This window comes from Anoxybacillus sp. CHMUD, assembly GCF_013096965.1.
Lineage (GTDB): Bacteria > Bacillota > Bacilli > Bacillales > Anoxybacillaceae > Anoxybacillus > Anoxybacillus kestanbolensis_A.
The window spans coordinates 1-26,268 of sequence record NZ_SDLG01000014.1; the positions used below are offsets into that span (position 1 = coordinate 1).

The window sequence follows — 26,268 nt, forward strand, 5'->3', positions numbered from 1 at the left end:
CATTTGCGTGAGTTAAAAGGATTCATCGAACAAGGGCATACGTGGGCGATGCGCATGACCACGTTTCTGTTAGCCGCCAAGCAAGCCGTCGAAGCCCATCACGGTGCACTTTCCGAAGAAGAAGCGAAACGATGGGAACGAGTGTATGATCGTATCCTAGCGAAAGCACAGCACCGATTGGAAGCGAAGACGCCTCTTCCGAAAAAAGCACTCGCTTTTGTTCGACGCCTTCAAAAACGAAAGGAAGAAGCGCTGCGTTTCTTATGTGAAGTGCATGTTCCCTTTGACAATAACCAAGCCGAGCGAGATCTTCGCATGGTCAAAGTCAAAGAGAACATCTCGGGTACATTTCGTGACGAAACGTTCGCGCAGTCGTTTTGCATCGCAAGAAGCATCGTTTCCACACTTACGAAACACGAAAAAAACGTGTGGGACTCGTTGTGTCTTCTGTTGGCAGGCGAAACGATCGATCGAGTTCTTTCCGCTACCTAGGGCATTTTCTATGACCGAAATGCCCTATTTGTGCTGGGCTTTTTTATACACTAGCACTGGGGTGAATAGTTACATTTATGTAATAACTTCACTAGTATTTTAAGACCAGATAGTAATAAGGTTATAAACAAATATCTTTTTTATTACTTATTTTATAAGTACAAGACTAAAGCTGTGTTAAAATATCAGAACAAAACGACTGGGATCATTAACTTGAAATTAGATAATTATTTAAAAAGCTTGAGTATAGACTTACCTTCAAAGGAAACTCAATTAAAAATTGTTTCTATTCTAGACAAAACTCAAGAACTCATCGACAAACGTAAAGCTCAAATTGAAGCGTTAGACCAGTTAACGCAAAGTGTGTTTTTGGAGATGTTTGGGGATCCATTGAGGAATAATAAAAATTTTGAAGTTGTTAAATTAGGTGAGTATACAACTCATGTTTCTAGCGGAGTCACGCCTCGTGGGGGACAAAGTGCTTATGTTCCGCAAGGTATTCCCCTAATAAGAAGCCAAAATGTCCATATGAATAAACTTAATTTAGATGATGTTGTTTTCATCACTGAAGAAGTTCACGAAAGTATGAAAAGAAGTCAATTAAGAAAGTATGACGTTTTACTCAATATTACAGGAGCTTCAATTGGAAGAGTGGCAGTTTATCTTGGGGAAAATAACCAAGCAAATGTTAATCAACATGTATGTATCATTAGGTTAACCGAAGGAGTTAATCCATTTTACTTGTCTTATTACATAGCGAGTCCTCAGTTTCAGCATTCTATTAAGTTTTTAAACTCAGGAGCAACTAGGGAGGCGCTAAATTACACACAAATTAAAAACTTTAATATCTTATTACCACCATTGGAGCTCCAAAACAAATTTGCAGAAATAGTACAAAAAATAGAATCTCAAAAAGACCTTCTTCAAAAGAGCCTAGAAGAACTCGAAAATAACTTCAGTTCCCTCATGCAACAGGCATTTAAGGGAGAACTATTCAACGATTAATAAATGTGAAGGAAATTCATGTTGGTTTGGTCGAGGGAGGGGGATTTGTTGTTATCCAACTTTCGTTTTTTAATAGGAAAACCTCATTATGAGAGCTTTACAAATGCGTGTTTGGAGGCGGAGAAAAGCTTGGTCGTCAGCCCGGCGACGTGCGCGATTTTGACGCGCCGTGCGCTGGAGCTTGCGGTGAAGTGGGTGTACAGCTTTGACAGCGCTTTGAAAGTTCCGTATCAAGATAATCTTTCCAGTTTGATTCATGACAACGTCTTTTTGTCCATTATTGATGAAGACTTGTTGCCGTTGTTGCGTTACATTGTCAAACTGGGAAATGTCGCGGTTCATACGAACTCGATGATTACGAGGGAAGAAGCGATTCTTTCCCTGCATAATCTTCATCAGTTTGTGTCTTGGATTGATTATTGTTATTCAGATGAATATACGGCTACGGACTTTGACGAATCATTGCTGCCAATTGGCGAGGAAAAGCGCGAGCGTCCGGAAGAATTAAAAGATTTATACGAACGGTTAAGCTCCAAAGACAAGCGTCTTGAGGAAATGATGAAAGAAAACGAACAGCTCTGCGCTCTTCTCACCGCCAAACGGGAAGCGAATACAAAAGAATATCACTTCCAAGTCGATGAACTAAGCGAATGGGAAACAAGAAAGAAATATATTGATTTAGATTTGAAGCTGGCGGGTTGGGAATTTAAAAAGGACGTTATTGTGGAATACCCTGTCGTTGGCATGCCGAATCAAGAAGGAGTCGGCTATGTCGATTACGTCCTTTTTGGCGACAACGGGAAGCCGCTGGCGGTCATCGAAGCGAAACGGACAACCGCTGACCCGAACAAAGGAAAGCAACAGGCGAAATTGTATGCCGACTGTATTGAAAAAATGCACGGCCAACGTCCAATCATTTTTAACACAAACGGTTTTGAAACGTATATTTGGGACGACCTTAACTATCCGGCGCGGAGAGTTTCCGGCTTTTACAATAAGGAAGAATTAAGCTTGCTTATTGATCGTCGGACGATGAAGAAGCCGCTAAAAAATGTGCAAATCAATGACAACATAACGAATCGCTATTACCAAAAAGAAGCGGTTTTAGCCGTATGCGACGCGCTCGAGAACAAACGGCGCAAAGCATTGCTTGTCATGGCGACGGGGAGCGGCAAAACCCGGACGGCGATTTCGATTGTCGATGTTCTCACTCGCCACAATTGGGTAAAAAATATTTTGTTTTTAGCGGACCGCAAAACTCTGGTAACGCAAGCCAAAAACAGCTTTAGCCATTTGTTGCCGAACTTGACACTTTGTAATTTGCTCGATAACAAAGACAATCCAGAGGAAAGCCGCATGGTGTTTTCGACGTACCCGACAATGATGAACGCGATTGACGAAGCGAAGCGAAAAGACGGCAAACGCCTCTTTACCGTCGGGCATTTTGATTTAATTATCGTCGATGAATCCCATCGCAGTATTTACAAGAAGTACCGAGCAATTTTTGACTATTTTGACGCAATATTGCTTGGGCTTACCGCCACACCAAAGGACGAAATTGATCGCAATACATATGAAGTATTCGATTTAGAAAACGGTGTGCCGACCTATGCCTATGAGTTAGATCAAGCCGTTCAAGATGGCTATTTAGTCGATTATCGTACCATTGAAACAAAGCTCAAATTTCTTGAAGAGGGCATTCATTACGATGAGTTACCGGATGAAGAAAAAGAACGATATGAAGAAACATTTGATGAGGAAGTGGGCGAGGACATTGACAGTGCCGCGTTAAACGAATGGCTGTTTAATGACGATACGATTGATACGGTACTGAGAGATTTAATGGAAAAAGGGATTCGCGTCGAAGGCGGAGACAAACTCGGCAAAACGATTATTTTTGCGAAAAATCATCGTCATGCGGAACGAATCGTGGAGCGCTTTGATCAATTGTTCCCTGAATACAAGGGCGGCTTTGCACGAGTCATTGATTACAGCGTGAACTACTACCAAACATTAATCGATGATTTTTCCGACCGTAACAAATTGCCGCAAATTGCGGTATCGGTCGATATGCTCGATACGGGAGTCGATATTCCGGAAGTCGTCAACCTTGTGTTCTTCAAGAAAGTACGATCCAAATCAAAGTTTTGGCAAATGATCGGGCGCGGAACCCGTTTATGCAAAGAATTATTCGGAGTTGGACAAGATAAAACGCATTTCCTTATTTTTGACTATTGCGGCAACTTCGAGTTTTTCCGCGAGAATCCAAAGGGAATCGAAGGAAAAGCGGTGGAAAGCTTAACAGAGCGTTTGTTTAACGCCAAAATTGAAATCATTAAAGAACTGCAGCATTTACAATATCAAGAAGAAGAGTATATTGCCCATCGCAATGAATTGATTGACGAAGTGCTAGCGGAAATCAATAAGTTAAACGAAGAAAACTTCCGCGTACGCCAACATATTCAATACGTACACAAGTTTAAAAATCGGGCGAAATGGGATTCCTTAACGGCGATGGATGTCAATGAAATCAAAGAACATATTTCGCCGCTGATTGTTCCGCTAAACGATGATGAATTGGCGAAACGTTTTGATTTGCTTATGTACACGATTGAGTTGGCGAAGCTGCAAACGAAAAATGCCACAAAGCCGATTCGCAGTGTGATTCGCACCGCAGAGGCGTTATCTAAGCTCGGTTCCATTCCTCAAGTGATGGAACAAAAATATATCATCGAAAAGGTGCAGACGGAAGAGTTTTGGAGCGAAGCCGATATTTTCGAATTGGAAGCCGTTCGCGAAGCGTTGCGTGACTTAGTCAAATTCCTTGAAAAAGAAACGCAAAAAATTTACTATACGAACTTTAAAGACCAAGTTTTAGAGGTCAAAGAAAATGGTCCGATGTTTAATGTCAATGATCTGAAAAATTATCGGAAAAAGGTTGAACATTATCTGCACGAACACCGCGACCAGATGGCCATTTACAAGTTGCGAAATAATAAAAAGCTAACAGTCCAAGACTTAAAAACGTTGGAGCATATTCTTTGGAATGAGCTTGGCACACAGGAAGATTATAAAAGAGAATTCGGAGACACACCGATTACAAAACTCGTCCGCCAAATCGTCGGCCTTGACCCGCAGGCCGCCAACGAAGCGTTTTCTGAATTTTTATCAAGCGAACGGTTGAACATCCAACAAAGCCGCTTTGTCAAATTGATCGTCGATTACTTTGTGAAAAATGGGGTCATGGATAAAAAAGTGTTGCAGGAAGAACCATTTAAAACCGTCGGCAGCATTGTTGAACTCTTTAAAGACAACATGGATGACGCGCGGAGGATCATTCGCATTATCGATGAGATTAACCGGAATTCGGAAGATATTGTGGGGGCGTAACGCAAACATTCTTTGTGGTATCTAGTTAGCCGTTGTGGTTGTTGCTAATAATTTCCATATATTTTGTTTTTCTTCGGTGTTAAGGCATCTTTGAGGGTGAAGCATCTCAAAGGTGTCTTAATATGTTTGAATAGAAGAAAAGACGGAAGATTAGGTTTTGTAGTCGCAAAGTTTGTCTAGGGAGCATTCCTGTTAGAAAGGTTTTCGGGGGACTTGAAAGAAAAAAGCCCTCTTGGTATGATGCAGGGGTGTCAATGGAAAGTTGACCCTATCATCAAACCAAGGAGGACTTACTATGAATTGTACACAAAATCTCAAAATTGAACAAGTCACCGATCAAACATTAGTGATAGGAATGGATATTGCCAAACAAAAACATTACGCAGCGATCGTAGATGCACGAGGTCGGGTACTGAAAGAGTCATTTTCGGTGTCCCAGTCAAGAATCGGATTCGAGCAGTTCTATGCGTTGATCCAAGAAACGATGAGGGAGTTTGGCAAAACGGAAGTCATCGTCGGAATCGAACCGACCGGACATTACTGGTTGAACCTCGCCTATTTCCTTGAGGAAAAAGGGATCCCATTGGTGATGGTCAATCCGATGCATGTCAAACGGTCGAAGGAACTGGACGACAACTTGCCAACGAAGCACGATGCCAAAGACGCTCTCGTCATTGCGAATAGTGCCTGGCACTGTTCGCAATTTTGCCTGTGGGATAGCGTTCTAACACAAGTTGAAGAAATCGAAGAAATGTTTCCGCGTCATAGCGTTCTTCTTCGATGCAAAACACTTCCCCTGTTTCGTAGTTCAACGTGCCAATCAGCTTCAACCCTTGATGTTTTCCAAACGTCGGAATGATTCGTTGTTTTCCTTTGACAAACCATGTTTTTTGAATCGCTTGGTAATCACGAATCATCGACTCATCTTGAAAGAGGACATGGGCGATGTTCCCATCTACCAGTTTTTTTTACTTCAGGGAAGGTGATTTCGACGAATTCTTTTTGTTTCTCTTCATCGGCATTGGCTAGTGTATAGGTCGGTTTCGTATAGCTTAGCCCTAACCGATGCAGAATGTCACTTGTTCCGCGAAGCGTGTATGTTGGCCCCCACTTTTGTTGAATGAGTTCAGCGATTATCGCAAGCGTCCAATTATATTTTGCTTCGAATCCCACATCTACGGGGAGCTGATGTTCAATGATCAAAGCCAGCTCTTTTTCCTGCTCAGGGGTCAATCGACGTGGGGCGCCAGGTGAGTATTTCATCTCCAGTCCATCAAGACCGCGCTGGGCGTAGGCATGAATATAGTTATAAATAGTTTTCTTGGATCGACCAATAATCGTTGCGATTTCTCCTTTGGTATATCCCTGCAAATGAAGATAAATCGCTTGGTAGCGTTCATATGCTCGTTTACTTTTTGCTTCTTTCATGGCAGTGGACAACTTTTCGATCTCGTCTTTGTGATTTGGCATCATAGTTTTCTCTCCGTTCCCCTATTTTCTCTTTGTATTTATTCGCCGTGGAACGGGAGAAAACCTTTATTTCAATTTATATAGTTGAGTCTTAACGCTCAACTAGCACCACGGGTAAAAATAATAATTGACAGATTCATATAGGTTATTTTATGATTAAATTGGACAGTTGAATAGTTCTCCTAAAGGGGAGTAGCTTTTACAACAAAGTCGTCATTTCGGAGTTTTGCCGCTCCCGGCTTTGTTGGCAACGTTAACGTTGTTAGCAAGACCTTTACCCGTTGGTAAAGGTCTTTATTTGTATGTAAAACCTTTACCATACATGGTAAAGGTTTTTTATTTGATAATCTGGGAGGTAAGTGTATAAAAAAAAGACAGCATTTACTCGTTGTAAAAAGGATGATTTATTTGCTTGAGTGTATAAAAAGGATAAAATTCATAATGGTTGGTAAAAATGAATGTTGGCTCTCCTAAAGGAAAATACGGTCTTATTTAGAAAATGAAACATCAAACTACAGTAAAATACTAAAGGAGGATTCAGGTTACATGGAACTTTCAATTTTATTAGAATACAGCTGGGTATTACTACTTCTAATTGCACTTGAAGGGATTTTGGCAGCTGATAATGCACTTGTTTTAGCTATTATGGTCAAGCATCTTCCGGAAGAACAAAGAAAGAAAGCGTTGTTTTATGGGCTTGCAGGTGCATTCGTTTTCCGTTTTGCTTCACTATTTGTGATTTCATTCCTTGTCAATGTATGGCAGATTCAGGCGATAGGTGCTCTTTATCTTTTATTCATCGCAATCAATCATATTTTTAGAAAAGTTGCTGTAAATAAAGAAAAAGAAAAAAATAAAGAAATACAGGAAAAGAAACAATCCGGATTTTGGGGAACTGTTTTCAAAGTAGAATTGGCCGATATCGCATTTGCAGTCGACTCCATTCTTGCAGCAGTAGCATTAGCAGTTACGCTTCCGAATACAAATCTTCCGCAAATCGGCGGACTGGATGGAGGTAAGTTTCTCGTTATCTTTGCTGGAGGATTAATAGGCTTAATTATTATGCGCTTTGCTGCTAATTTCTTTGTAAAATTGCTTCATTCGAAACCTGGTTTGGAAATCGCTGCGTTTCTCATTGTTGGCTGGGTTGGGGTAAAGCTATCTGTTTATACGTTATCACACCCTCAGCTGGCAATATTACCTGAAGGGTTTGCAAAATCACCTGAATGGAAAATAACATTCTATGCTGTACTCGTTCTGATCGCATTAGGTGGCTGGTTTTTATCAAAGGAGAAAAAAGAACTGCCTTCCGCAGAAGAATCCAATGGAAATGGGTAGTTTCAAAGATTTTCCCTTTTAGAAACATAGCTTGAGCCGCCCTTTATTTGGACGGCTCGGGCTTTAATAATCTAGAAAGAGAACATTTATTTGAAATCGTTCAATGAATTGGTTCAAAGGTGTGTACAAAGAAAAGTTCGAGAATATTACTGAATGATAAGAACAAGATTTGGAATTTATCGGCGCAGGAAAAAGCAATTTTAAGATTCAGTCAACAAATATATATACATGCACCTTAAAACCATGACTTCTGTATGAACACCTTTCTTCATGGCTATACTGCTCCTAAATATTTCTATACAAAAGGAGCGGAATTGGCATGAAACGTCTGAAAATCACAAATGATCACGGCTGGACACCTCGAACCCTTCGGAAACAAGAACGGAAAATCAAAGATGCTTCCCTTCGTGTTCGGGTGACCGCTGTTCGTCTTGTCATGGAAGGTCACCTCGGTAAAGATGTGGCCAAAATGGTCAACGTGTGCCGTCAATCCGTTGCCATCTACGTTGCACGGTTTAATCAAGGTGGGCTCGATCATCTACTCGATCGTCGGTTGCCGCCTGGTCGTGTGCCGTTTCTTACGGAAGAACAACAACAAGAAATTAGACAACTCGTGTTAACTACTACACCTGTGGATGCTGGCTGGGGCATCGCTTCGTCATGGAACACGCGCATTTTACAATCTTACATTCAACAAACCTATGGTGTTTCCATGTCACGGGAAGGGATTCGCAAGTTGTTGCATCGTTTGCGTTTGTCATGGACACGCCCGACGTATAGTCAAAGGAGACGCTAAGCGTCAAGCTGCTTTTCAAAGAGAACTTGAATTTATAAAAAAAACTAATTACCGAGACTGTTACCATGTTTGATGTGGATGAGACACATGTTCGTGCCTATCAAGCGTTGCGTACGACATGGGCAGAAGTAGGGAATCAGAAACAAGTGCCAAGCTACGGACACCATGACCATGTGTCCATTTTTGGTGCAGTTGGCGTTCAACAAGGCGATGTGGTGTTTCATCGTGCATCATCCGCCAATGCCAAAACGTTCCTTGACTTTTTGCGCCGATTGAAAGAGAAATATGCTGATCGATTCCTCGTGCTTGTGTTGGACAATGTGCGTATTCATCATGCCAAGATGGTACAAGCCTTTCTTGATGGCGGGGAAGGTGCTGCTTTTCATTTCATCTTTTTGCCACCGTATTCTCCACAGTTGAACCCGATTGAACGGTTATGGAAGTGGTTGAAAGATGAGGTGATTGCCAACGTTTTTCACAAGGATCAAAACGACATTACCCAATCCATTACTCGCTTTAAACAGTACGTCTTACAACATCCAGATGAGGTGTTACGCCGCATGGGGTGTGCTGTGTGAATCAGAGGTTAAAATGCCAATTTGGATGTATATATATTGTATAAACATAAACAGCTTTTAGAATACTATGATGATAGTTTTAGACCCACAATCGCCGTTATAATGAGGGCTATAAATAATATTCTTTTCCAATCCTTTGCATCACCATAAACAAACATCCCCACTAGTGTTCCTCCAACAGTACCGATCCCTGTCCAAACTGCATAGGCTATTCCCATTGGCAATGTGCTTAACGCTATACTTAATAGACTAAAGCTTACTAGAAAACCAAGGATTAATACCATATATGATTGGATTTTATTGTGCTTTGCAACTAGGTTAATACCTATCACGCCAACCACTTCAAATATTCCTGCTAAAATTAACGTAACCCAAGCCATTATGCTACATCCTTTTCTTCATTTGTAACGAGCTTCAAGCCTAAAATACCAATTATAAGTAAAACAAGAAACAGCATCTTCATCCAACTAAACTCTTCCCCAAATACAAGTATATCTACAATTGCTGTTCCAGCTGTACCCATCCCTGTAAAAACTGCATAGGCTGTCGCAACAGGTAGAGTTTGTGTTGAGAGGATGATTAAATAGAAAGATAAACCGATTAATACTGCTGTGGCAGCCCATTCAAACCAACTGACTGAATACTTCAAACCAATTACCCATAAAACCTCGACTATTCCTGCTAAAACAACATAAAGCCAACTTTTACTCATGTTTATTGTCCTCCAATTTCATTTCCTTTGCTGTAAGACCACACCAAAATAGATACCATGAAGCATGAAAACGCTTTTTTAGGCGATGGGCATCTCCGTATAACATTTCAACAAATAAACTATCTAAAACAGCTAAAAAAGCCGCCGTCGCCATCTCTTCGTCTATCATTGAAGAAATTTCGCCTGCCTCTTTTGCCTTATTGAATATCGGAATAAATAACTCTTCTAGCTTATCTAAATAGCTATACAGCTCACTCATCACTTGCTCACGTAAATGAACTGGTGGCAAAAAGGCATTCCCTAGCATGAATTTCGTTGAATCATACTTTGCACAGCGTTCCATCGATTGCTCCAAAAAATTGTATAAAATATTTTTTATTGGCTTACCCTTAGTCAGAACTAAATCCTCCATCACCATGCTGATTTCAAATTTACAAGCGTCCTCACAGATTTGAAGGAATAAATCATCCTTCCCTGCAAAGTACGTATAAATAGACTGTTTTTTAATACCGACATCCTTCGCAGTATGTGCCAGCGAAGCACCCTCATAGCCACGCAATGCAAAATGATGCAATGAAACTTCCTTCAGTTGATCTAATGTTTACCTCCAACCACCTTCCCGAACGTTCGTAAGGTGAAATTAACACATACTATATTCGAAGTCAAATCCCCTAGCCTTACTCCGTTACCAAAATTTTTTATGTATATAGGTTGTAATAAAGAATTTCCGATCTCCATGTCCCGTCTTTATCACCTGACAAGCTGGCACGGTGACAAGAAGAGCGAACAATGCCATGTAAAACAAAATTGCAACTTATATAGATGTATAGTGATTCCTAAACCCATTTTCCTCATCTTCTACAAACTTTTCGTTCTGCAAGTCATATGAAGATGTTTCATCATGGAAGCCAAAATAAACAGGTAAAACAAACTGTTTTCCTCCTGTTACTTTTCAACGTACGACACTCAGCATATGTGGAGTGTGTTGCGAAATTAGAACGCGGTTTGTAAAAGGTCAATCGTTCTATTAGAGAAATATTGATAACAAAAAAAGGAAAGGACATCCCTTTCCTTTTTCATTTGTGAGATCGCCCTTCTATATAGTAATGATGATGTTTTCCGCTTCACTACAATGTTATTAAAATATTTTTGATTTATTGTGAATTATAATATAATTTTACATAAAGTTCATTTTCATGATAGAAGGGGAATTATGGAGAATATAAAAAAACTACATCCTATTAGCATAACCATCATTATCGGAACGTTATTTGCAAGAATGGCGATGTTTATGACCATTCCGTTTTTAGCCATTTATTTAACGAGCGTAAAAGGAGTCAGCGCTTCGTTTGCAGGGGCAATTATTGGGATTAGTTCGATTGTAGGACTGTTTGGTGGTTTTTTTGGCGGGTATGTTTCCGATCGATACGGGCGAGAGAAAGTGATGAAAATTTCTCTTTTGATGTGGACGTTCGTGTTTATTGGTTTTGCGACAGCGGAGAGTGTTTGGACGTTTTTTCTATTAAATGCGTTAAACGGCTTATGTCGTTCGTTTTTTGAACCTTCGTCGCGAGCGTTGTTGTCGCAAGTGACAAAACAAGAAAATAAATTGCTTGTGTTTAACTTGCGATATGCAGCAATTAATGTAGGGGCGGCGATTGGTCCATTAGTGGGGTTGAAAATCGGCAGTTCGTCATCAACAGACGCTTTTTTTATTACCGCTTTTGTTTATTTTCTTTACTTCATTTTGCTCGTCGCTCTTTTTTCAAACGATACGATTGACCAAAACGATAGCGATACATCCGAACATGTAACACTTCGCAATGCTGTCAACGTATTAAGGAACGATCGTGTGTTTTTATTCACCGTGATTGGAATGATTCTCGGTGTTACAGGGTATTCGCAATTTAATTCAACCATTCCACAATATTTGTCGCAATACGAAGATGGTGTACAGCTTTTTTCTTATTTAATTGTATTTAACGCCATTACGGTACTCGTTGTACAGTATCCCGTTTCAAGAATTGGCAAGCATTATTCTGCATTAACATCGATTATGCTTGGCATTGGCGCGGTAGCCTTAGGTCTTTTTGGATTTGGTTTATTTACTGCTGTTCCGATGTTATTTGCGTCTATGTTTGTATTAACCGTCGGGGAAGTGATGATGTTTTCAATGGTCGACATATTTATTGACCAAATTGCACCTCAACATATGAAAGGATTATATTTTGGTTCTATCGGTTTTACGGCCATAGGTAACGCCGTTGGTCCTTGGATTGGAGGATTGATGCTTGAACATCTTGGTTATGGCAACCATTTGCTTATTTTTAGCTTATTAGCTTTATGTACTTCCATCGGTTTTCCTGTTTTCTTATATGTTGGCCGTTTAATGAAGGTGACGAAACGGCATATTGAGTATAGTTTATAACCGTTTTATATTTTTTGTAGCCGGAGAGATGGTGGAATGAAACGAATGCTAGAAATGGCTGCCTCATGTTCAAGAGAGCGATGCGAAAGAAGAGTCAATAGTTGCTCATGGGTGTCGATTTTACTTTCTAGCTTTTTGACGATTTCATTTGTCTCAAGTACAGCTTGTTGGATAAGCATGAAGTCTGGCTTTGTTGCCATATGATCTTTGACTTCTTGTAGCTCTTGCTTTGTTGCCATATTATCTTTGACTTTCTCAAGTTCTGCTTTGATTTCTGAAAGTTCTTGCTTCGTTACCATATTTGTTTCCATTTTTTCAAGCTTGTCCAAAATTTGTAGCAACGTACGCTCCATATTTATATCCCTCCTTTCGTTTGGAAAAGTAGAGAGGGAAACAGCTATGTGGCATGTCGGGTGTTAAGAAGAGGTTTTGTTTGTGTGGTAGTGTAGGTGAAGACCGTTCCCCGATATCTATTATAAATCATAAAGACAGGGATCGGAATAAGAAAATATGCGCTCTTTATTTTCATTTTCTCTATATATGATGTATTGTAGTAAGGAGATACGATGATGGGGTGACGAGCATACATGTTATGGAAAGAGGCGGAACAATTTATCACTTTATGTTATACAGAGTTAGGAAAAAGCGATGATGACATGCATGAACGTTTGCAACAAATTCAGCATGAGATTGAACAAACAGGGACGTATGAACATACATATGAGGAGCTTGAGCACGGGGCGCGCATGGCATGGCGCAATAGCAATCGTTGTATTGGACGTTTATTTTGGCAAACGCTTCATGTGTTTGATGCACGTGCGATAGAGAGAGAAGAAGATGTTGCCGAGTGGCTATTCCATCACATTGCTTTTGCGACAAACGGTGGGAAAATCCGTCCGACCATTACGATTTTTCGTCCGGAGCGTGTGCGCATTTGGAATCATCAGTTAATTCGCTACGCTGGTTATGAGACAGAGCACGGAATGATCGGGGATCCATCGTCAATTTCGTTTACGAAAGCGTGTGAGAAGTTAGGGTGGAGAGGGGAACGAACGCATTTTGATATTGTACCGCTTGTCATCCAAGTCGATGGTCGCGAGCCGAAGTTATTTCCGATTCCAAAGGATATTGTGCTTGAAGTGCCGATTGAACATCCGACGTTTTCGTGGTTTCATGATTTACAGCTTAAATGGTATGCTGTGCCGATTATTTCAGATATGTGTTTGGAGATTGGCGGCATCCGTTATACAGCGGCCCCATTTAACGGATGGTATATGGGAACAGAAATTGGTGCGCGCAATTTCGCTGACGATTACCGATATAACATGCTTCCGAAAATCGCTTCATGCATGGGGCTTGATACGTCAAAAAATAGCACACTATGGAAAGATCAGGCGCTTGTTGAATTAAATATCGCTGTTCTATACTCATATAAAAAAGCAGGGGTAAGTATTGTCGATCATCATACAGCGGCTCAGCAGTTTAAACGTTTTGAACAGCAAGAGCAAGAAGTAGGAAGGAAAGTAACGGGCAGTTGGACGTGGCTTATTCCTCCGCTTTCGCCTGCAACAACGCACATCTTCCATCAATATTACGAGAATACAATAGTCAAACCGAATTATTTTTATCAACAACGTCCTTATGAATGACACCGCCGTTCGCGCGGTGTTTTTTATATGAATATATTCCTAATTTTCAGAATATCATTTACTACTTTCTTATTTTTTTGATATAGTTATAGAAAAAAGGAAAAGGGGGAGGCTCGAGTGGATTTTATTGAGCAACTCAAAATGGAAGAAATGCGAAGGAAAAATTTTTTCTTGTTCCTTATTTACACATTTAGCGCAGTAACAGGTGTGATCGGGCTTATTTTGATTGGAGAGAAAGTTGAGAAGATTACCATTTATGGTGGCAGTCTTGTTCTAAATGCCCTCGTGTATATGGCGTTAAAAAAGATGAAAAAGTACGAACACATCTATCCATATTTTATTATTTTTATATTATTTTCTGCGACATTAGGTAGTTTATTTACGACAGGGGGAAGTTTAGGAACGATCGCACTCGCTTTTTGTTTAGTTGTGTTATCTGTATTGCATTTGAATCGCACGTTGTTTGTAACAGGACTTCTGCTTGGCATTATCATTTTAGTTGTCGGTGCACTTGTTCCATCTTCTTTTCAGCAAGTATTTCAAAAGACAGGACATACGGTTTTTATTGTTTATGTGATGATTGGCATTGCCCTTTCGGTGTTATTGCATTTAAGTCGGAAGCAATTTCATCAACTCGTTGAACATGTAGGGCAAGCACATGCCGAAAAGGAAAAACAAATGGCAAGAAGACATGAACTTGAAGGTCAGTTAAAGCATATTATTGAAAATGTTAAACACATTCATCAACAAGTACTTCAAAATGTACAAGCGCAAGAAGAAATGAAAGAAGCGATTCGACAAGCAGCGGTAGCAGGTCAAGCGCAAAGTGAACAAGTCATTGATATTCATGATGAAGTAGCGGAAGCGAAAGCGATGGGTGAGCAAATTTATGAAACGTCTAAACAATTAAAGGAGCACTCCTTGCAATCGAGCGAGATGGCACAAGCGGGTATACAAAAAATGCATCTTTTATTAACCCACACAGAACAATTTCATGAGGCGATTCATGCGACAAAAGCAACATTAAATGCGTTAACAAGTAAAATTGCTAATACAAATGAGTTAACGAAACAAATTAAGCAAATTACGAATCAGACGAACTTGTTAGCGCTAAACGCAACCATTGAAGCTGCGCGAGCAGGAGAGTATGGAAAAGGATTTGCGGTCGTCGCTGAAGAGATTCGCAAGTTGGCTGTATTGACGGAAGAAACGACACAACATATCGTTCGCAATTTGTCAGAAGTGAATGAAAGCAACAATGAGCTATTAGAGCGGATGGATGAAACGAGTGAGCAGTTAACGAAAAATGAAACGTTGACGGATGAAGTAAATATGTATTTTGAAAAATTGTATCAGTCGTTAAATCATTTGCAAGAACAATTATCTTACTTTTTTATCATTAGCGAAAAGCTCGAGAAGCAAGGAGAAAAAATGGATCGTTCGATTAGTGATTTTTCTGTTTTCATTCAGCAGTCGAGCGCATCGCTTGAAGAAGTAAGCGCAACAGTTGAACATTTAAAAGACGCAAATGAAAAAATGGCAGCATATGTGACAGAAACCGCCCAACGCGCTGCAGTCATTCAACAACAAATAGTATAAAATGTAGAAAGCACCTCGAGAAATTGGAGGTGCTTTCTCATATGTGACGATTTCGGAAAGAAACGATTTATCAATTTTTAGTGTATCGACGGAGATATGGCGTAAGTAGGCGATCGATGAGTAGCCGCTGCCGAAATCGTCAATGGCGATGCGAATGCCCATTTGTTTTAGTGCCTGAATCGTTTCAATGACTTGTTTTTCATCGCTTAAAGCGATGTTTTCTGTAATTTCTAGTTCAATATATTGTGGTTGAAAGCAAGTTTGTTCCAATAAAAATGTCGTCGCAATGCGCAAGCGTCGACGTGACAAAGATTGTGGAAACGAAATCCACCCTTGAAGCGCAATGGCCATAGCGAATGTAATACTGAAAAGTTCAAGAATGGTGTGAAACGATAAAAAGTGATTTTGTTCAAACGTCATTGTTAGTGACGGACAAAGCAGCAAAATGGGAATAAAACATATCGTTGCAAGGACGCTTACGATCATCGGCCACTTTTCTTTTTGTCATCGGTGTTATGTCCCTCCATCATCCCCATGTTACATACATTATATATTGGAAAAATGCAGGGGAAATGAAAAAATTATGAAAAAAAGCAGGGAACATTCCCTGCTTTACTGTCGAGAGCAAGCACTCCGCGTCGAAAAACGTTCGGCATGAAGTGCTTGCCTTCGCATTATAGTCGTTTTGCTCCAACAAAACGTTGTTTCCAATAAGATTGGTGAATCGAGTCTACTTTAACTCCTTTCGACGATGTGGCATGAATCATTCGACCATTGCCGATATAAATCGCAACGTGTGAGATTCCTTTATGTTTCGATGTTTTGAAAAACAGCAAATCTCCTGGTGCTAATTGTTTGAGGGAAACAGGCTTTCCTTTCTTATACATCGCTCCTGAAGAACGAGGAAGAGAAACGCCTACTTTTTTGTATGTATAACCAACAAAGCCGGAACAATCAAATCCTTTTGGTGTCGTTCCTCCTGCACGGTACGGTGTGCCAATCACTTTGTGCGCTTCAGCAATCAGCTTGTTAGCTGAGAACGCGGCTTCTGTTTTAAAAGGGTTTGCAAAAAATGTTAAACATAGCAACATAAAGAGAGTGGTAGTGACTAGAGCTTTTTTCATTGCTTGAGCCTCCAAAAGACTTGTTCCATGGACGAGTAAATTATAGCAAAAAAGATGTCGAAAAATTGTTACATAGCCATTAAATTATGTTACAAATACATTACAAAGATCGATTTTTGCAAAAATAAAGAGAGAATTTAGCATATATGTCGGAACAGAAAAGTTGAATGTAGACGAGCTTCGCGATAAGATAGGGGGGAAGTACATGAAAAAAGGGGACCTCAAATGGGTGATTGGATCATTTCGTCAGAAGCGATTGTCGCTTTGTTAAAAATTATTGCGATCGATATTATTTTATCTGGGGATAACGCCATTGTGATTGCGATGGCTACACGTCGATTGCCGGAAAAACAACGCAATCGGGCAATTTTATTTGGTACTGCTGGAGCAGTCATTTTGCGCATATTGTTTGCTGCTGTTATCGTCTTTTTATTACAAATTCCGCTTGTTCATTTTGTTGGAGGATTGTTGCTCCTTTGGATTGCGTATAAAGTGCTGATTAACGAAGAGGAAGAAGCGAACGTACAAGCTGCTGATCGTTTATGGAAGGCGATTTGGACTATTATTGTAGCCGATGCGGTCATGAGTTTAGATAACGTTGTCGCAATTGCAGGAGCTTCAGGTGGGCACATCGGCATGATCGCTTTCGGTGTTGCCATTAGCATTCCGATTATGATTTTCGGGTCAAAGGCTATTGTGTTGGCGATGGAAAAATATAAGTGGATTCCGTATGTTGGTTCCGGTATTTTAGCGTGGACGGCGGGGGAAATGCTGTTAAAGGATGAACAAATAAAGCGGTGGATTGCTTTTCCGCAAGGTTCGCAGTCGCTCGTATTTCTCATTGTTGTGACGGCATTTATTTTGCTAGCGGGATATGTAAAAAATAAAAAGACAGATAAACGAAAAATCGCATAAAAATTTTATAAACATGCGTATAAAACACAAAAGAACGGTCATAATGGATAATGCTAAGTGTATTCCCCCGATCCCCCTGTGAATATACTTGAAAGGGCTATCTCCGTAACGAGATAGCCCGATTTTTTTTTAAATAAATAAATTTAATCCTGCTTCTTCTGCATCGCCTAAATATGTGGCGACACCGCCAATTTCGATTCCGTCAATTAGTTCTTCTTTTTTAATGCCCATAATGTCCATTGACATTGAACAAGCGACGAGTTTAACACCTGCAGCCATCGCATTTTTCATTAACGTTTCAATATCGTCTACGTGTTTCTTTTCCATCACGTATTGAATCATTTTTGGTCCCATGCCTGCCATGTTCATTTTTGATAGCGGAAGATCGTGAACACCTTTTGTCATCATCATGCCGAACATTTTTTCAAGCATATCTTTTTGTACAGGTGGCGCATCTTTTTTTCGTAAAATGTTGAGACCCCAGAATGTAAAGAACATCGTTACTTTTTTACCCATTGCAGCAGCCCCAGATGCGATAATAAATGATGCGATCGCTTTATCTAAATCGCCGCTAAACACAACAAGCGTTGCGCCGTCTTTTTTCGTTTCTTTTTCAGGGAAAGCAGTTGTTTTTGTTCCTTTTTGAATGTATGCGGTGAACGTTTTATTTTCAAACGTTGTTTTTAACAACGTATTGCCTGTTTTTTTGCACCATGATTGAATGTCGCGTGCAAACCCTGGGTCCGTTGCTTTTACTTCTAGCACATCTCCGTCTTTTAACTGTTCCATCGTTTGATATACTTTCATAATTGGTCCAGGGCATTGGAGCCCACATGCATCTAATGTTGTTGTCGCTTGAACGTTCATGACGTCTACACGCTCCACTTGTTTTTCTGTTTGTTCCTCTTTTCGTTGTTCTTGTTGTTCGCTATAAACAGCAACATATGTTTTATATCCGCCATCTAAGTTTTTTACACGGAAGCCATGTTGGGTTAATATACGAGCCGCTAAATAGCCGCGCAATCCGACTTGGCAATATACGTAGATCGTTTCATCTTTAGGCAGTTCATGAAGTCGCTGGCGTAATTGTCCAAGCGGAATGTTGATAGATCCAGGAATAAAGCCCATATCGCGCTCTATTTCTTCACGCACGTCAACGAGACACGCTTCATTTTTTACTAACTCATTTACTTCATGCCATTGAATGGTTTCAACCATATCTTCAATGATGTTTGTTGCGACATAGCCAGCCATATTAACAGGATCTTTAGCAGATGAATATGGCGGTGCGTACGCTAATTCTAAATCTGGTAAGTCAAATACAGTCATCCCGCCTTTAATGGCTGTTGCAAGGACGTCGATACGTTTATCGACACCGTCGTAACCGACAGCTTGGGCACCGAAAATGCGCCCTGTTTTTCGATCGAACAATAGTTTTAGAGCAATCGGAAATGCACCTGGATAATAGCTTGCATGTGAATTTGGATGAATGTGTATGACTTCATATTGTATGCCGAGACGTTGCAACGTTTTTTCGTTGTTTCCTGTTGCTGCCACCGTCATATCAAATACTTTGGCGATCGCTGTGCCAAGCGTTCCTTTGTAGTGTACGTTTCGGCCGTTAATATGGTCGGCAACGATGCGTCCTTGCCGATTTGCTGGCCACGCGAGCGGAATGTGAGTCGGTTTGCCGTTAATGTAGTCGATCACTTCGATTGCATCGCCAATCGCATAAATTGAAGGATCGGATGTTTGTAAATATTCATTGACTTGAATGCCACCACGTTCCCCAATCGCTAATCCAGCTTGTTTAGCTAATTCATTTTCTGGTTTTACACCGATAGCTAAGACGACCATATCCGCTTCAAGTGTTGTTCCGCTCTGTAGGCGAACGATTTTTCCTTGTTGTTCAAATGCTGCCACCCCATCTTCTAAAATGAGGCGTACCCCTTTATCTTTTATATGTTGATGAAGAATGGCTGCCATTTCGTAGTCGACAGGTGCCATAATTTGCTTCGCCATTTCAACAAGCGTCACGTCTATGCCGCGCTCCCATAAGTTTTCAACCATTTCCACCCCGATAAAGCCACCGCCGATGACAACAGCTTTTTTCGGTTTCTTTTCATCGACATGTGCTTTAATTCGGTCGGTATCTGGAATGTTGCGCAATGTAAATACGTTGCTTGCTTCTTCAATGCCCGGAATATTTGGCTTGATTGGGCTTGCCCCCGGTGATAAAACAAGATAGTCGTAGCTTTCTTCGTACGTTTCTCCAGTTGGTAAATGTTTTACAGTTACCGTTTTCTGTTCACGGTTAATCGCGATCACTTCGCTTTGAATGCGAATGTCGAGGTTAAATTTTTCCGACATTCCTTCAACGGTTTGGACGAGCAATGCGTCGCGTTCTTTAATTGCTCCACCAATGTAATATGGAAGACCACAGTTTGCAAATGAAATATATTCTCCACGTTCAAACATGACGATTTCTGCTTGTTCATCTAAACGACGTAAGCGAGCAGCTGTCGTTGCACCACCAGCTACGCCACCGACAATGACAATTTTTTTGCTCATAGTGATCAACCTCCTTGTATTGTGAATTGTATCACAAGATCATATATAGATAAAGGGGTATTGGTATTAGAATGTGTCGAATTTGTGAATGTTTTCACGAAAAAAAATGACGTTGTACGTATGGTTAAGATGTTTGTATAATTTGATTGAAGAAAAAACTTGCACAAGGGTGGGGAGAAGTATGCATCCAAGTGTAACGTTTTTAAACTTCGATCATACGTATACGTGGCAACGGAACCTTCTTCGTTTTCCTCATGAATGGATCGATATGTATGACATAAAAGGAACGAATTTATATTGCGATGATGATGCGATGCAAGAAATTGAGAAGCGACTTGCATGCCGCCATACAAGAGGGATAACGTTTATCGGAAGCGGCAACTATCATTACGTTTCATATGCATTACTTAAGCAGCTTCATGAGCCGTTTACGCTCGTATTGTTTGACCATCATACAGATATGAATGAGCAAACGTTGTTTCCACTTCTCTCGTGTGGCTCATGGGTATCGTATGCTCAAAAACACGTTCCGACATTAAAACATGTTGTCATCATCGGTTCTGCAATTTCACACACATCTTCACAGGTCACGATCTTTCCAAAAAGCGATTTCATGTATGCACCAATGACGATTATGCGCGCGATTCCGACAAAACATATATACATTAGCATTGACAAAGATGTGCTTCGCCCACAAGATGCCCAAACAAATTGGGATCAAGGAATGATGTCGTTACGCACACTTACCACTTACGTTGATTATCTTTTCCGATATAAGCATGTGCTCGGTGTTGATATATGTGGTGAAGACGTTTCATTTTGTGCTAAAAACGAAAAAGCAAATGAAGCGATTATACGTGCATGTTTCAAACATATCTCGATATCATCGGCGTCTTAACATTTTGTGAACATGATAAAAGTTGTGTCGACGATGAACATCATTTATCACGTGCCGGATGTAGAGTCACTTCAAGGATTGATGGCATCACACTTTACCCCCGCTGTCAGCATTTAGCTTTATGGCAATCGTTTTATTATATGTTCCATGTTTAGCAACTGTGGCGACCATTTATAAAGAAACTCGTTCGCGGGAATGGACGATGTTTTCCATTGGATATGCGCTCGTACTGGCGTATATTGTTTCATTTGTGATTTACCAAGGCGGAAGCTTGCTTGGCTTCTAAAGGAAGGGATATATATGGTTGCGAATATTGTTATCGGATCAGTCATTTTTGGATACGCAGCATGGACGATTTTTCGTTTCATTCAAAAAAGCAAGCGTGGAACATGTGCGGCTTGCTCTGTCAAAGGATCGTGCGGCACAAGTTGTCATGAAAAAAGCTGACATCAGTCAGCCTTTTTCAATAGATGATGCGAAAAGTCTTTTCGTGAGAGATCGTCGGAATAGAGTATTGCTCGATGCGTTCTACACGGGCAAACGGCGGCCCTTTTTTTATTTCATCAACAAACGCCTCAACCTTTTCCACGTCCCCTTGAACTTCCATTTCAATCATATGATCGGCATCACAATTTTTTACCCAGCCAGTCAATCCTCGTCTTCTTGCTTCGTATTGAGCAAAGTAACGAAATCCTACACCTTGTACACGACCGTGCGCAACGATGGCATAACGAACGATCATTCGCTTATCTCCTTTGCTAAAAATTTTCTATAAAAATCATACAACAGCCTACCTTGTCATGCATACGTTGAATACGTAAAAAGATTTACAGGGGAGGAACAGTTGTGAACGAAATGGATCGCTACATTCAAAAAGCGGTTATGTATGATTTGTTGGCGCGTTATTATCAATATAAAGATTGGGAACAGTATGAAAAGTATATGCGAAAACATATAGAGTATGTAGAAAAAATAGTGAAGTCACGCGAAGAAGGGCGAGATGATGATGCTGGACGTGTTCGTTTATTCCATGCATCGCCAAATGCTCCTGCAGTTGACGTATATATCAATGGTCAAAAAATATTACGCCATATGAAATATAAACAGCTAAGTCAGTATATGAAAGTGCCAAAAGGAGAACATCGTATCGATGTGTATCCAGCAGGACACACGACGTCTCCGGTTCTTAGTCAAACCATTCAAATACTGCCGAAAATGACGTATACGCTTGCGGTGATCGGTGATGTGCATCGCTTGCAACTTCTTCCTATTCTTGACCATCCGTATGCACCGTACGGGAAAGCGAAAGTGCGCTTTGCTCACTTTTCACCAGACGCACCAGCCGTCGATATTGCGTTGCGCAATGGTGATGTGCTATTTCGCAATGCTTCATTTGGAAAGGTGACGGATTATATTGAAGCGCCAGTCAATGAAAAATTACATGTCGATGTGCGTGTGGCAGGGACAAATCAAGTTGTTTTATCCATTCCCAATGTACGCTTCCAACCAAATAAGTCTTATACGGTCGTTGCCGTCGGTTACGTATCCCGCACTCCTTCATTAGAAGTGTTAGTATTAGAGTCGTAAAAAAAAGAGCTTTGATCGAAAGGATCAAGGCTCTTTTCGTTGTTGCCGCTTTTCATATTGTTCATCTACATACTTAGCAAATGATTCATCAAATTGTTGCTCCAGTTGTTTTTTAATTTGTTTTGCTAACGTAGGGCTTGCCCCACCTGTTGTAACGGCAATTTGTAATTTTCCACGTGAAAAGAAAGCGGGAACATGAACATTCCCAAGCAGATGGTTGCTTACGACGTTAACAAGTTGATTAGGTGACGCATGTGCAGCAATTTGTTCATTGACGCTTGAATCGTTCGTTGCCGCGATAATCAAAAAAGCATCGATATAATCGGCTGGTTCAATGGGGCGCGCGTGCCACGTAATTTGTTTCTGCTCAGCTAAATGAACGATGGCATCGATCGCTTGTGGGCTAATGACGGTAATATACGCTCCTTCATCAAGAAGTGGGAGGAGGCGGCGATATGCAATCCGTCCCCCACCAGCAATGACAACTTTTTTTCCTGTCATTCGTATGAAAAGAGGAAACATATGTTCATCCCCATTCCTTCACTTGTTGTTCAACGAGATGGTCTAATACGTCATACGTTCGCACAGGAGGATATAATGTAAACGATACATCGCTCGCTTGTTGTGCTTGCAGCGTCTTATGAATATAGTCAAGCAGCTGACCGAAAAATAAGATGTATGGAACAACGGCCACTCGTTTATGATTTGCTGTTTTGGAAAGCGAAGTGACAACGTCAGAAAAAGAAGGCGAAGCAGCTGCTAAATAACATGGATATACGGGTATGTTTGTTTCGTTTTGCAATAAATAAGCGATCTGCTGAAAATCCGCTTGTGCTTCCGTATCGCTACTTCCGCGACCGACGAGCATAATAGCATCGGCGTGTTGGATCATCGCAGAGAGAGCAGAAATAATGTCATGTTGTACACCGAATGGTTTTCCGTATGTGATCGTCACAGAAGGAAACATTTTTTTTGCTTTTTCTAATTCATACGGGATGTCGTGTTTGGCGTGATTCGCTGCCAATAGTAAAAGCGGAATGGCTAAAATCGTTGTTGCTCCGTCACGAACACAACGTTCTACTCCTGTGACAATATCCGGTTCGCATAATTCTAAAAAACATATATGTTGAATAGGGATGAAGACCGAAGAAGAGAGGCGTTCAACAAAAGCGATCGCCTCTTTTTGTCCTTCTTTCGATCGGCTCCCGTGACAAATATACAATACAGCTTTCATATGTTACCTCATTCCATGAGCCATTTTTTCTTCTAACATCGTTTCAAACCATTGCAGTTGTTCATGCAGCTGAACAACTTCTCCGACAATAATGATACTCGGGTTAGCAATCTCTTGTTTTTTTGCAACGTCCACAATCGTTCCTAATGTTGCCACAACTGTTTTTTGTTGAGGGAGCGTTCCCCACTGAATGATTGCAACGGGAGTTTGAGGTTTTCTTCCATATAATTGTAACTGTTTACAAATGAAAGGGAGTTGTTTTACGCCCATATAAATGACGAGTGTATCTACGCCTTTTGCTAAATGTTCCCATTGTATGGCGTCTGTGGCATCACATCGGCGATGGCCTGTAACGAACGCAACACTTGTGCTAAAGTCGCGATGAGTTACAGGGATACCCGCATATGCTGGAACAGCGATGCCGGATGTAATGCCTGGAACGATTTCAAAAGGAATGCGGTGTTTCATAAGTGCTTGCGCTTCCTCGCCACCGCGTCCAAACATAAATGGATCGCCACCTTTTAATCTCGTGACCGTTTTCCCTTTTTTCGCATGCTTGACTAAAAGGTAATTAATCGTTTCTTGTTTCATTGTATGGTAATTCGGCAATTTTCCGCAATAAATCAAATCAGCATCGCTTTTGGCATATGATAGTAGCTGTTCGTTAATAAGGCGGTCATATAAAATGACATCTGCTTGTTGGATACATTTTAATCCTTTTACTGTAATCAGTTCAGGATCCCCAGGGCCAGCGCCGACTAAATATACTTTTCCCATTGTCTCCACCTAAATCCATTGTTTATTTTTTAAGTAAGAAACAATTTGTTGCACGCATTGTTCAATCGAATATTGTTCTGTATCGACAACAAGTTCTGGTGAAAGCGGTGGTTCATATGGCGAATCAATGCCGGTGAAATCGCGAATTTCGCCACTACGCGCCTTTTTGTACAACCCTTTTGGATCACGTTGTTCGCACGTTTCAAGTGGACAGCGGACGTAAACTTCTACAAACTCATCTTGTTCTAGTTTATTGCGAACAAGTTGGCGATCTTGGCGGAAAGGAGAAATAAAGGCCGTGAGCACGATTTGGCCGCTGTCTACAAACAACTTTGCGACTTCACCAATGCGACGAATATTTTCGGTGCGATCTTCAGCGGAAAAACCTAAGTCGCTATTTAAACCGTGACGCACGTTATCACCATCAAGCACGTAACATTGAACGTTTTGTTCAAACAACGTTTTCGCGACAGCGTTCGCTAACGTGGATTTCCCTGATCCCGATAATCCAGTAAACCAAAGGACAAAACTATGATGGTTATTTTTTTTTCGGCGATCTTCTTTTGTCACACTTTCTTTATGCCAAATAATATTCATCATCGCCCACCTCCGACTGTTTGTAGACCATCCATGAGCACGCGAACCACTTCGGGACGGCTGAATGTACTCGGTGGCATCTCACCAGCACGTAACATTTCCCTTACTTTTGTGCCGGAAAGAACGACGTGAGCCGTCGCGTCATGAGGGCACGTTTTCGTTGACGCCATCGCTTCGCATTTTGTGCAGTAAAAGCTATGCTCGAAAAAGAGAGGAGTAATGCCAAGTTCTTCGTTTGTAAACTGCAAGAAAATTTTTTGGGCATCATACGTGCCGTAATAGTTGCCAACTCCCGCATGGTCGCGTCCGACAATGAAGTGTGTGCAACCAAAATTTTTACGTACGAGCGCGTGGAAAATGGCTTCACGTGGACCTGCATAGCGCATCGCGGCCGTAAATACGCCAAGGAAAACACGATCTTTTGGATAATAATGCTCAAGCAATACTTGATAGCTTTTTAAGCGAATGTCTGCTGGGATGTCATCTTCTTTCGTTTCGCCAACGAGCGGATTTAAATAAAGACCGTCGACAATTTCAAGTGCACATTTTTGAATATATTCATGAGCACGGTGAACCGGATTGCGCGTTTGAAACCCGACGACCGTTTTCCAACCAAGTTCCGCAAATCGTTGTTTTGTTTCTTTTGGTGTAAAAAAGAACGGTGTAAAAATTCCTTTGTCTGTTTGGCGTACAAGTTGGACAGGGCCTCCAATATATACATCTGGTTTTTCAAATAATTTTTTAACGCCAGGGTGTGCTAAGTCTTCTGTTTGGTATACAAAAAGCGCTTCTTTTCGTTTATCTGGTCGATATATATGTTGCACTTCCATTGTGCCGTATACCGTCTGTTCGTAAACGAGCTCGACTTCATCCCCGAGCGATAGCTGTTTTGCTTGTTGTTCGGTTACCGCAAGTGTGATGGGGATGCTCCATACTGCTCCATTCGTTAGTCGCATCGTTTCGACGACCGAATCATAGTCGTCTTTTCCTAAAAAACCGGTGAGAGGTTCATAGCCGCCAATCGCAAGCAATTCAAGGTCACTTAATTCTGCCTTACTTAATACAATTTGTTTCATCTTTTATGCCTCCTAAACTTATTATTCTTATA

General features: G+C 40.9%; 26 protein-coding genes and 3 pseudogenes. 15 read left to right on the plus strand and 14 right to left on the minus strand.

Annotated elements, in window-relative coordinates; translation table 11 throughout:
• The 4 genes and pseudogenes from ETB99_RS09990 to ETB99_RS10005 form a co-directional block, all read left to right on the plus strand.
• A partial coding sequence (locus ETB99_RS09990) for an IS66 family transposase (RefSeq protein ID WP_171700518.1) occupies nucleotides 1–492 on the plus strand: 492 nt, incomplete at its 5' end.
• A gap of 123 nt (nucleotides 493–615) precedes the next feature.
• Nucleotides 616–1,497, plus strand: a complete 882-nt coding sequence (locus tag ETB99_RS09995; RefSeq protein ID WP_375153716.1) for a restriction endonuclease subunit S — start codon at nucleotides 616–618, stop codon at nucleotides 1,495–1,497.
• A 48-nt stretch (nucleotides 1,498–1,545) separates the two neighbouring features.
• Entirely contained in the window at nucleotides 1,546–4,887 is a 3,342-nt protein-coding gene (locus ETB99_RS10000) for a DEAD/DEAH box helicase family protein (protein ID WP_171700520.1), read from the plus strand.
• Nucleotides 4,888–5,182: 295 nt separating this feature from the next.
• Nucleotides 5,183–5,566: pseudogene (locus ETB99_RS10005) on the plus strand (IS110 family transposase); the annotation flags it as partial.
• A 22-nt stretch (nucleotides 5,567–5,588) separates the two neighbouring features.
• Here ETB99_RS10005 and ETB99_RS10010 read toward each other — a convergent pair.
• Nucleotides 5,589–6,360, minus strand: a pseudogene (locus ETB99_RS10010) (IS630-like element ISBs2 family transposase); the annotation flags it as partial.
• Between the two features lie 543 nt (nucleotides 6,361–6,903).
• Here ETB99_RS10010 and ETB99_RS10015 point away from each other — a divergent pair.
• The 3 genes from ETB99_RS10015 (at nucleotide 6,904) to ETB99_RS10025 (ending at nucleotide 9,069) form a co-directional block, all read left to right on the plus strand.
• Nucleotides 6,904–7,695: a TerC family protein gene (locus tag ETB99_RS10015; protein WP_171700521.1), complete on the plus strand. Its 792-nt coding sequence runs from the start codon at nucleotides 6,904–6,906 to the stop codon at nucleotides 7,693–7,695.
• 319 nt (nucleotides 7,696–8,014) lie between these two features.
• Nucleotides 8,015–8,491 carry a helix-turn-helix domain-containing protein gene (locus ETB99_RS10020; protein WP_253263608.1) on the plus strand — a complete coding sequence of 159 codons (477 nt, stop codon included), beginning with the start codon at nucleotides 8,015–8,017 and terminating at the stop codon, nucleotides 8,489–8,491.
• 65 nt (nucleotides 8,492–8,556) lie between these two features.
• Nucleotides 8,557–9,069, plus strand: a complete 513-nt coding sequence (locus ETB99_RS10025; RefSeq protein ID WP_216366153.1) for an IS630 family transposase — start codon at nucleotides 8,557–8,559, stop codon at nucleotides 9,067–9,069.
• A gap of 65 nt (nucleotides 9,070–9,134) precedes the next feature.
• Here ETB99_RS10025 and ETB99_RS10030 read toward each other — a convergent pair whose 3' ends face one another.
• Genes ETB99_RS10030 through ETB99_RS10040 form a run of 3 tightly spaced genes read right to left on the minus strand, consistent with a single transcriptional unit; the run spans nucleotide 9,135 to nucleotide 10,355 of the window.
• Nucleotides 9,135–9,449 (minus strand): DMT family transporter, encoded by a 315-nt coding sequence (locus ETB99_RS10030; protein WP_091702949.1) that lies wholly within the window; start codon nucleotides 9,447–9,449, stop codon nucleotides 9,135–9,137.
• A complete protein-coding gene (locus ETB99_RS10035) occupies nucleotides 9,449–9,781 on the minus strand; it encodes a DMT family transporter (protein ID WP_128999419.1) in 333 nt (110 codons plus the stop codon). Before ETB99_RS10035 ends, ETB99_RS10030 begins: the two co-directional genes overlap by 1 nt.
• Nucleotides 9,774–10,355, minus strand: a complete 582-nt coding sequence (locus ETB99_RS10040) for a TetR/AcrR family transcriptional regulator (protein ID WP_253263609.1) — start codon at nucleotides 10,353–10,355, stop codon at nucleotides 9,774–9,776. The genes ETB99_RS10035 and ETB99_RS10040 overlap by 8 nt, the downstream gene beginning before the upstream one ends.
• 639 nt (nucleotides 10,356–10,994) lie before the next feature.
• Between ETB99_RS10040 and ETB99_RS10045 the strand changes: the two genes are divergently transcribed.
• Nucleotides 10,995–12,209, plus strand: coding sequence for an MDR family MFS transporter (locus ETB99_RS10045; RefSeq protein WP_171700522.1), 1,215 nt, complete (start codon nucleotides 10,995–10,997; stop codon nucleotides 12,207–12,209).
• A 5-nt stretch (nucleotides 12,210–12,214) separates the two neighbouring features.
• Here ETB99_RS10045 and ETB99_RS10050 read toward each other — a convergent pair whose 3' ends face one another.
• The gene (locus tag ETB99_RS10050) at nucleotides 12,215–12,562 is read right to left on the minus strand and encodes a hypothetical protein (RefSeq protein ID WP_171700523.1); all 348 of its coding nucleotides are present in this window, start codon (nucleotides 12,560–12,562) and stop codon (nucleotides 12,215–12,217) included.
• A 234-nt stretch (nucleotides 12,563–12,796) separates the two neighbouring features.
• On the opposite strand from ETB99_RS10050, the gene ETB99_RS10055 reads away from it, so the two are divergent.
• Both ETB99_RS10055 and ETB99_RS10060 read left to right on the plus strand, forming a co-directional pair.
• The gene (locus ETB99_RS10055) at nucleotides 12,797–13,858 is read left to right on the plus strand and encodes a nitric oxide synthase oxygenase (RefSeq protein WP_171700524.1); all 1,062 of its coding nucleotides are present in this window, start codon (nucleotides 12,797–12,799) and stop codon (nucleotides 13,856–13,858) included.
• Nucleotides 13,859–13,975: 117 nt separating this feature from the next.
• The gene (locus ETB99_RS10060) at nucleotides 13,976–15,457 is read left to right on the plus strand and encodes a methyl-accepting chemotaxis protein (RefSeq protein ID WP_171700525.1); all 1,482 of its coding nucleotides are present in this window, start codon (nucleotides 13,976–13,978) and stop codon (nucleotides 15,455–15,457) included.
• On the opposite strand, the gene ETB99_RS15070 is transcribed toward ETB99_RS10060, so the two are convergent.
• Both ETB99_RS15070 and ETB99_RS10070 read right to left on the minus strand, forming a co-directional pair.
• Entirely contained in the window at nucleotides 15,374–15,943 is a 570-nt protein-coding gene (locus ETB99_RS15070; protein WP_253263610.1) for an EAL domain-containing protein, read from the minus strand. The two genes, ETB99_RS10060 and ETB99_RS15070, sit on opposite strands and share 84 nt — an antisense overlap.
• 188 nt (nucleotides 15,944–16,131) lie before the next feature.
• Nucleotides 16,132–16,581 carry a C40 family peptidase gene (locus tag ETB99_RS10070; RefSeq protein WP_171700526.1) on the minus strand — a complete coding sequence of 150 codons (450 nt, stop codon included), beginning with the start codon at nucleotides 16,579–16,581 and terminating at the stop codon, nucleotides 16,132–16,134.
• Between the two features lie 225 nt (nucleotides 16,582–16,806).
• Between ETB99_RS10070 and ETB99_RS10075 the strand changes: the two genes are divergently transcribed.
• On the plus strand, nucleotides 16,807–17,496 hold the full coding sequence (locus tag ETB99_RS10075; RefSeq protein WP_077429709.1) for a TerC family protein: 690 nt from the start codon (nucleotides 16,807–16,809) through the stop codon (nucleotides 17,494–17,496).
• Between the two features lie 129 nt (nucleotides 17,497–17,625).
• Here ETB99_RS10075 and cdr read toward each other — a convergent pair whose 3' ends face one another.
• A complete protein-coding gene (cdr, locus tag ETB99_RS10080) occupies nucleotides 17,626–20,067 on the minus strand; it encodes a CoA-disulfide reductase (RefSeq protein WP_171700527.1) in 2,442 nt (813 codons plus the stop codon).
• A 181-nt stretch (nucleotides 20,068–20,248) separates the two neighbouring features.
• Between cdr and ETB99_RS10085 the strand changes: the two genes are divergently transcribed.
• The 3 genes and pseudogenes from ETB99_RS10085 (at nucleotide 20,249) to ETB99_RS10095 (ending at nucleotide 21,412) form a co-directional block, all read left to right on the plus strand.
• Entirely contained in the window at nucleotides 20,249–20,965 is a 717-nt protein-coding gene (locus ETB99_RS10085; protein ID WP_128999411.1) for an arginase family protein, read from the plus strand.
• 21 nt (nucleotides 20,966–20,986) lie between these two features.
• Nucleotides 20,987–21,251, plus strand: a pseudogene (locus ETB99_RS10090) (ferrous iron transport protein B); the annotation flags it as partial.
• Nucleotides 21,252–21,265: 14 nt separating this feature from the next.
• Entirely contained in the window at nucleotides 21,266–21,412 is a 147-nt protein-coding gene (locus ETB99_RS10095) for a FeoB-associated Cys-rich membrane protein (protein ID WP_012574027.1), read from the plus strand.
• Between the two features lie 16 nt (nucleotides 21,413–21,428).
• Here ETB99_RS10095 and ETB99_RS10100 read toward each other — a convergent pair whose 3' ends face one another.
• Nucleotides 21,429–21,707: an acylphosphatase gene (locus ETB99_RS10100; RefSeq protein ID WP_128999410.1), complete on the minus strand. Its 279-nt coding sequence runs from the start codon at nucleotides 21,705–21,707 to the stop codon at nucleotides 21,429–21,431.
• Between the two features lie 113 nt (nucleotides 21,708–21,820).
• Here ETB99_RS10100 and ETB99_RS10105 point away from each other — a divergent pair, with 113 nt between their 5' ends.
• Nucleotides 21,821–22,552 (plus strand): DUF4397 domain-containing protein, encoded by a 732-nt coding sequence (locus ETB99_RS10105; protein WP_216366156.1) that lies wholly within the window; start codon nucleotides 21,821–21,823, stop codon nucleotides 22,550–22,552.
• Nucleotides 22,553–22,576: 24 nt separating this feature from the next.
• Here the strand turns inward: ETB99_RS10105 and ETB99_RS10110 are convergent, their stop codons facing one another.
• Genes ETB99_RS10110 through sat form a run of 5 tightly spaced genes read right to left on the minus strand, consistent with a single transcriptional unit; the run spans nucleotide 22,577 to nucleotide 26,236 of the window.
• The gene (locus ETB99_RS10110) at nucleotides 22,577–23,074 is read right to left on the minus strand and encodes an NAD(P)-dependent oxidoreductase (protein ID WP_077429713.1); all 498 of its coding nucleotides are present in this window, start codon (nucleotides 23,072–23,074) and stop codon (nucleotides 22,577–22,579) included.
• Between the two features lie 4 nt (nucleotides 23,075–23,078).
• A complete protein-coding gene (locus ETB99_RS10115) occupies nucleotides 23,079–23,786 on the minus strand; it encodes a sirohydrochlorin chelatase (protein ID WP_077429714.1) in 708 nt (235 codons plus the stop codon).
• Nucleotides 23,787–23,789: 3 nt separating this feature from the next.
• Nucleotides 23,790–24,563, minus strand: coding sequence for a uroporphyrinogen-III C-methyltransferase (cobA, locus tag ETB99_RS10120; RefSeq protein ID WP_171700528.1), 774 nt, complete (start codon nucleotides 24,561–24,563; stop codon nucleotides 23,790–23,792).
• Nucleotides 24,564–24,572: 9 nt separating this feature from the next.
• A complete protein-coding gene (gene cysC, locus ETB99_RS10125; RefSeq protein WP_091702987.1) occupies nucleotides 24,573–25,160 on the minus strand; it encodes an adenylyl-sulfate kinase in 588 nt (195 codons plus the stop codon).
• Nucleotides 25,160–26,236 (minus strand): sulfate adenylyltransferase, encoded by a 1,077-nt coding sequence (gene sat, locus ETB99_RS10130; protein WP_171700529.1) that lies wholly within the window; start codon nucleotides 26,234–26,236, stop codon nucleotides 25,160–25,162. Before sat ends, cysC begins: the two co-directional genes overlap by 1 nt.
• Nucleotides 26,237–26,268 lie beyond the last annotated feature (32 nt).

Excerpts from the sequence above, each read along its gene's own strand:
- ETB99_RS10015 (WP_171700521.1), top strand. The coding sequence starts at position 6,904 with ATGGAACTTTCAATTTTATTAGAATACAGCTGGGTATTACTACTTCTA.
- ETB99_RS10020 (WP_253263608.1), top strand. The coding sequence starts at position 8,015 with ATGAAACGTCTGAAAATCACAAATGATCACGGCTGGACACCTCGAACC.
- ETB99_RS10025 (WP_216366153.1), top strand. The coding sequence starts at position 8,557 with ATGTTTGATGTGGATGAGACACATGTTCGTGCCTATCAAGCGTTGCGT.
- ETB99_RS10030 (WP_091702949.1), bottom strand. The coding sequence starts at position 9,449 with ATGGCTTGGGTTACGTTAATTTTAGCAGGAATATTTGAAGTGGTTGGC.
- ETB99_RS10035 (WP_128999419.1), bottom strand. The coding sequence starts at position 9,781 with ATGAGTAAAAGTTGGCTTTATGTTGTTTTAGCAGGAATAGTCGAGGTT.
- ETB99_RS10045 (WP_171700522.1), top strand. The coding sequence starts at position 10,995 with ATGGAGAATATAAAAAAACTACATCCTATTAGCATAACCATCATTATC.
- ETB99_RS10050 (WP_171700523.1), bottom strand. The coding sequence starts at position 12,562 with ATGGAGCGTACGTTGCTACAAATTTTGGACAAGCTTGAAAAAATGGAA.
- ETB99_RS10055 (WP_171700524.1), top strand. The coding sequence starts at position 12,797 with ATGTTATGGAAAGAGGCGGAACAATTTATCACTTTATGTTATACAGAG.
- ETB99_RS15070 (WP_253263610.1), bottom strand. The coding sequence starts at position 15,943 with ATGATCGTAAGCGTCCTTGCAACGATATGTTTTATTCCCATTTTGCTG.
- ETB99_RS10070 (WP_171700526.1), bottom strand. The coding sequence starts at position 16,581 with ATGAAAAAAGCTCTAGTCACTACCACTCTCTTTATGTTGCTATGTTTA.
- ETB99_RS10075 (WP_077429709.1), top strand. The coding sequence starts at position 16,807 with ATGGGTGATTGGATCATTTCGTCAGAAGCGATTGTCGCTTTGTTAAAA.
- cdr (WP_171700527.1), bottom strand. The coding sequence starts at position 20,067 with ATGAGCAAAAAAATTGTCATTGTCGGTGGCGTAGCTGGTGGTGCAACG.
- ETB99_RS10085 (WP_128999411.1), top strand. The coding sequence starts at position 20,249 with ATGCATCCAAGTGTAACGTTTTTAAACTTCGATCATACGTATACGTGG.
- ETB99_RS10095 (WP_012574027.1), top strand. The coding sequence starts at position 21,266 with ATGGTTGCGAATATTGTTATCGGATCAGTCATTTTTGGATACGCAGCA.
- ETB99_RS10100 (WP_128999410.1), bottom strand. The coding sequence starts at position 21,707 with ATGATCGTTCGTTATGCCATCGTTGCGCACGGTCGTGTACAAGGTGTA.
- ETB99_RS10105 (WP_216366156.1), top strand. The coding sequence starts at position 21,821 with ATGGATCGCTACATTCAAAAAGCGGTTATGTATGATTTGTTGGCGCGT.
- ETB99_RS10110 (WP_077429713.1), bottom strand. The coding sequence starts at position 23,074 with ATGTTTCCTCTTTTCATACGAATGACAGGAAAAAAAGTTGTCATTGCT.
- ETB99_RS10115 (WP_077429714.1), bottom strand. The coding sequence starts at position 23,786 with ATGAAAGCTGTATTGTATATTTGTCACGGGAGCCGATCGAAAGAAGGA.
- cobA (WP_171700528.1), bottom strand. The coding sequence starts at position 24,563 with ATGGGAAAAGTATATTTAGTCGGCGCTGGCCCTGGGGATCCTGAACTG.
- cysC (WP_091702987.1), bottom strand. The coding sequence starts at position 25,160 with ATGAATATTATTTGGCATAAAGAAAGTGTGACAAAAGAAGATCGCCGA.
- sat (WP_171700529.1), bottom strand. The coding sequence starts at position 26,236 with ATGAAACAAATTGTATTAAGTAAGGCAGAATTAAGTGACCTTGAATTG.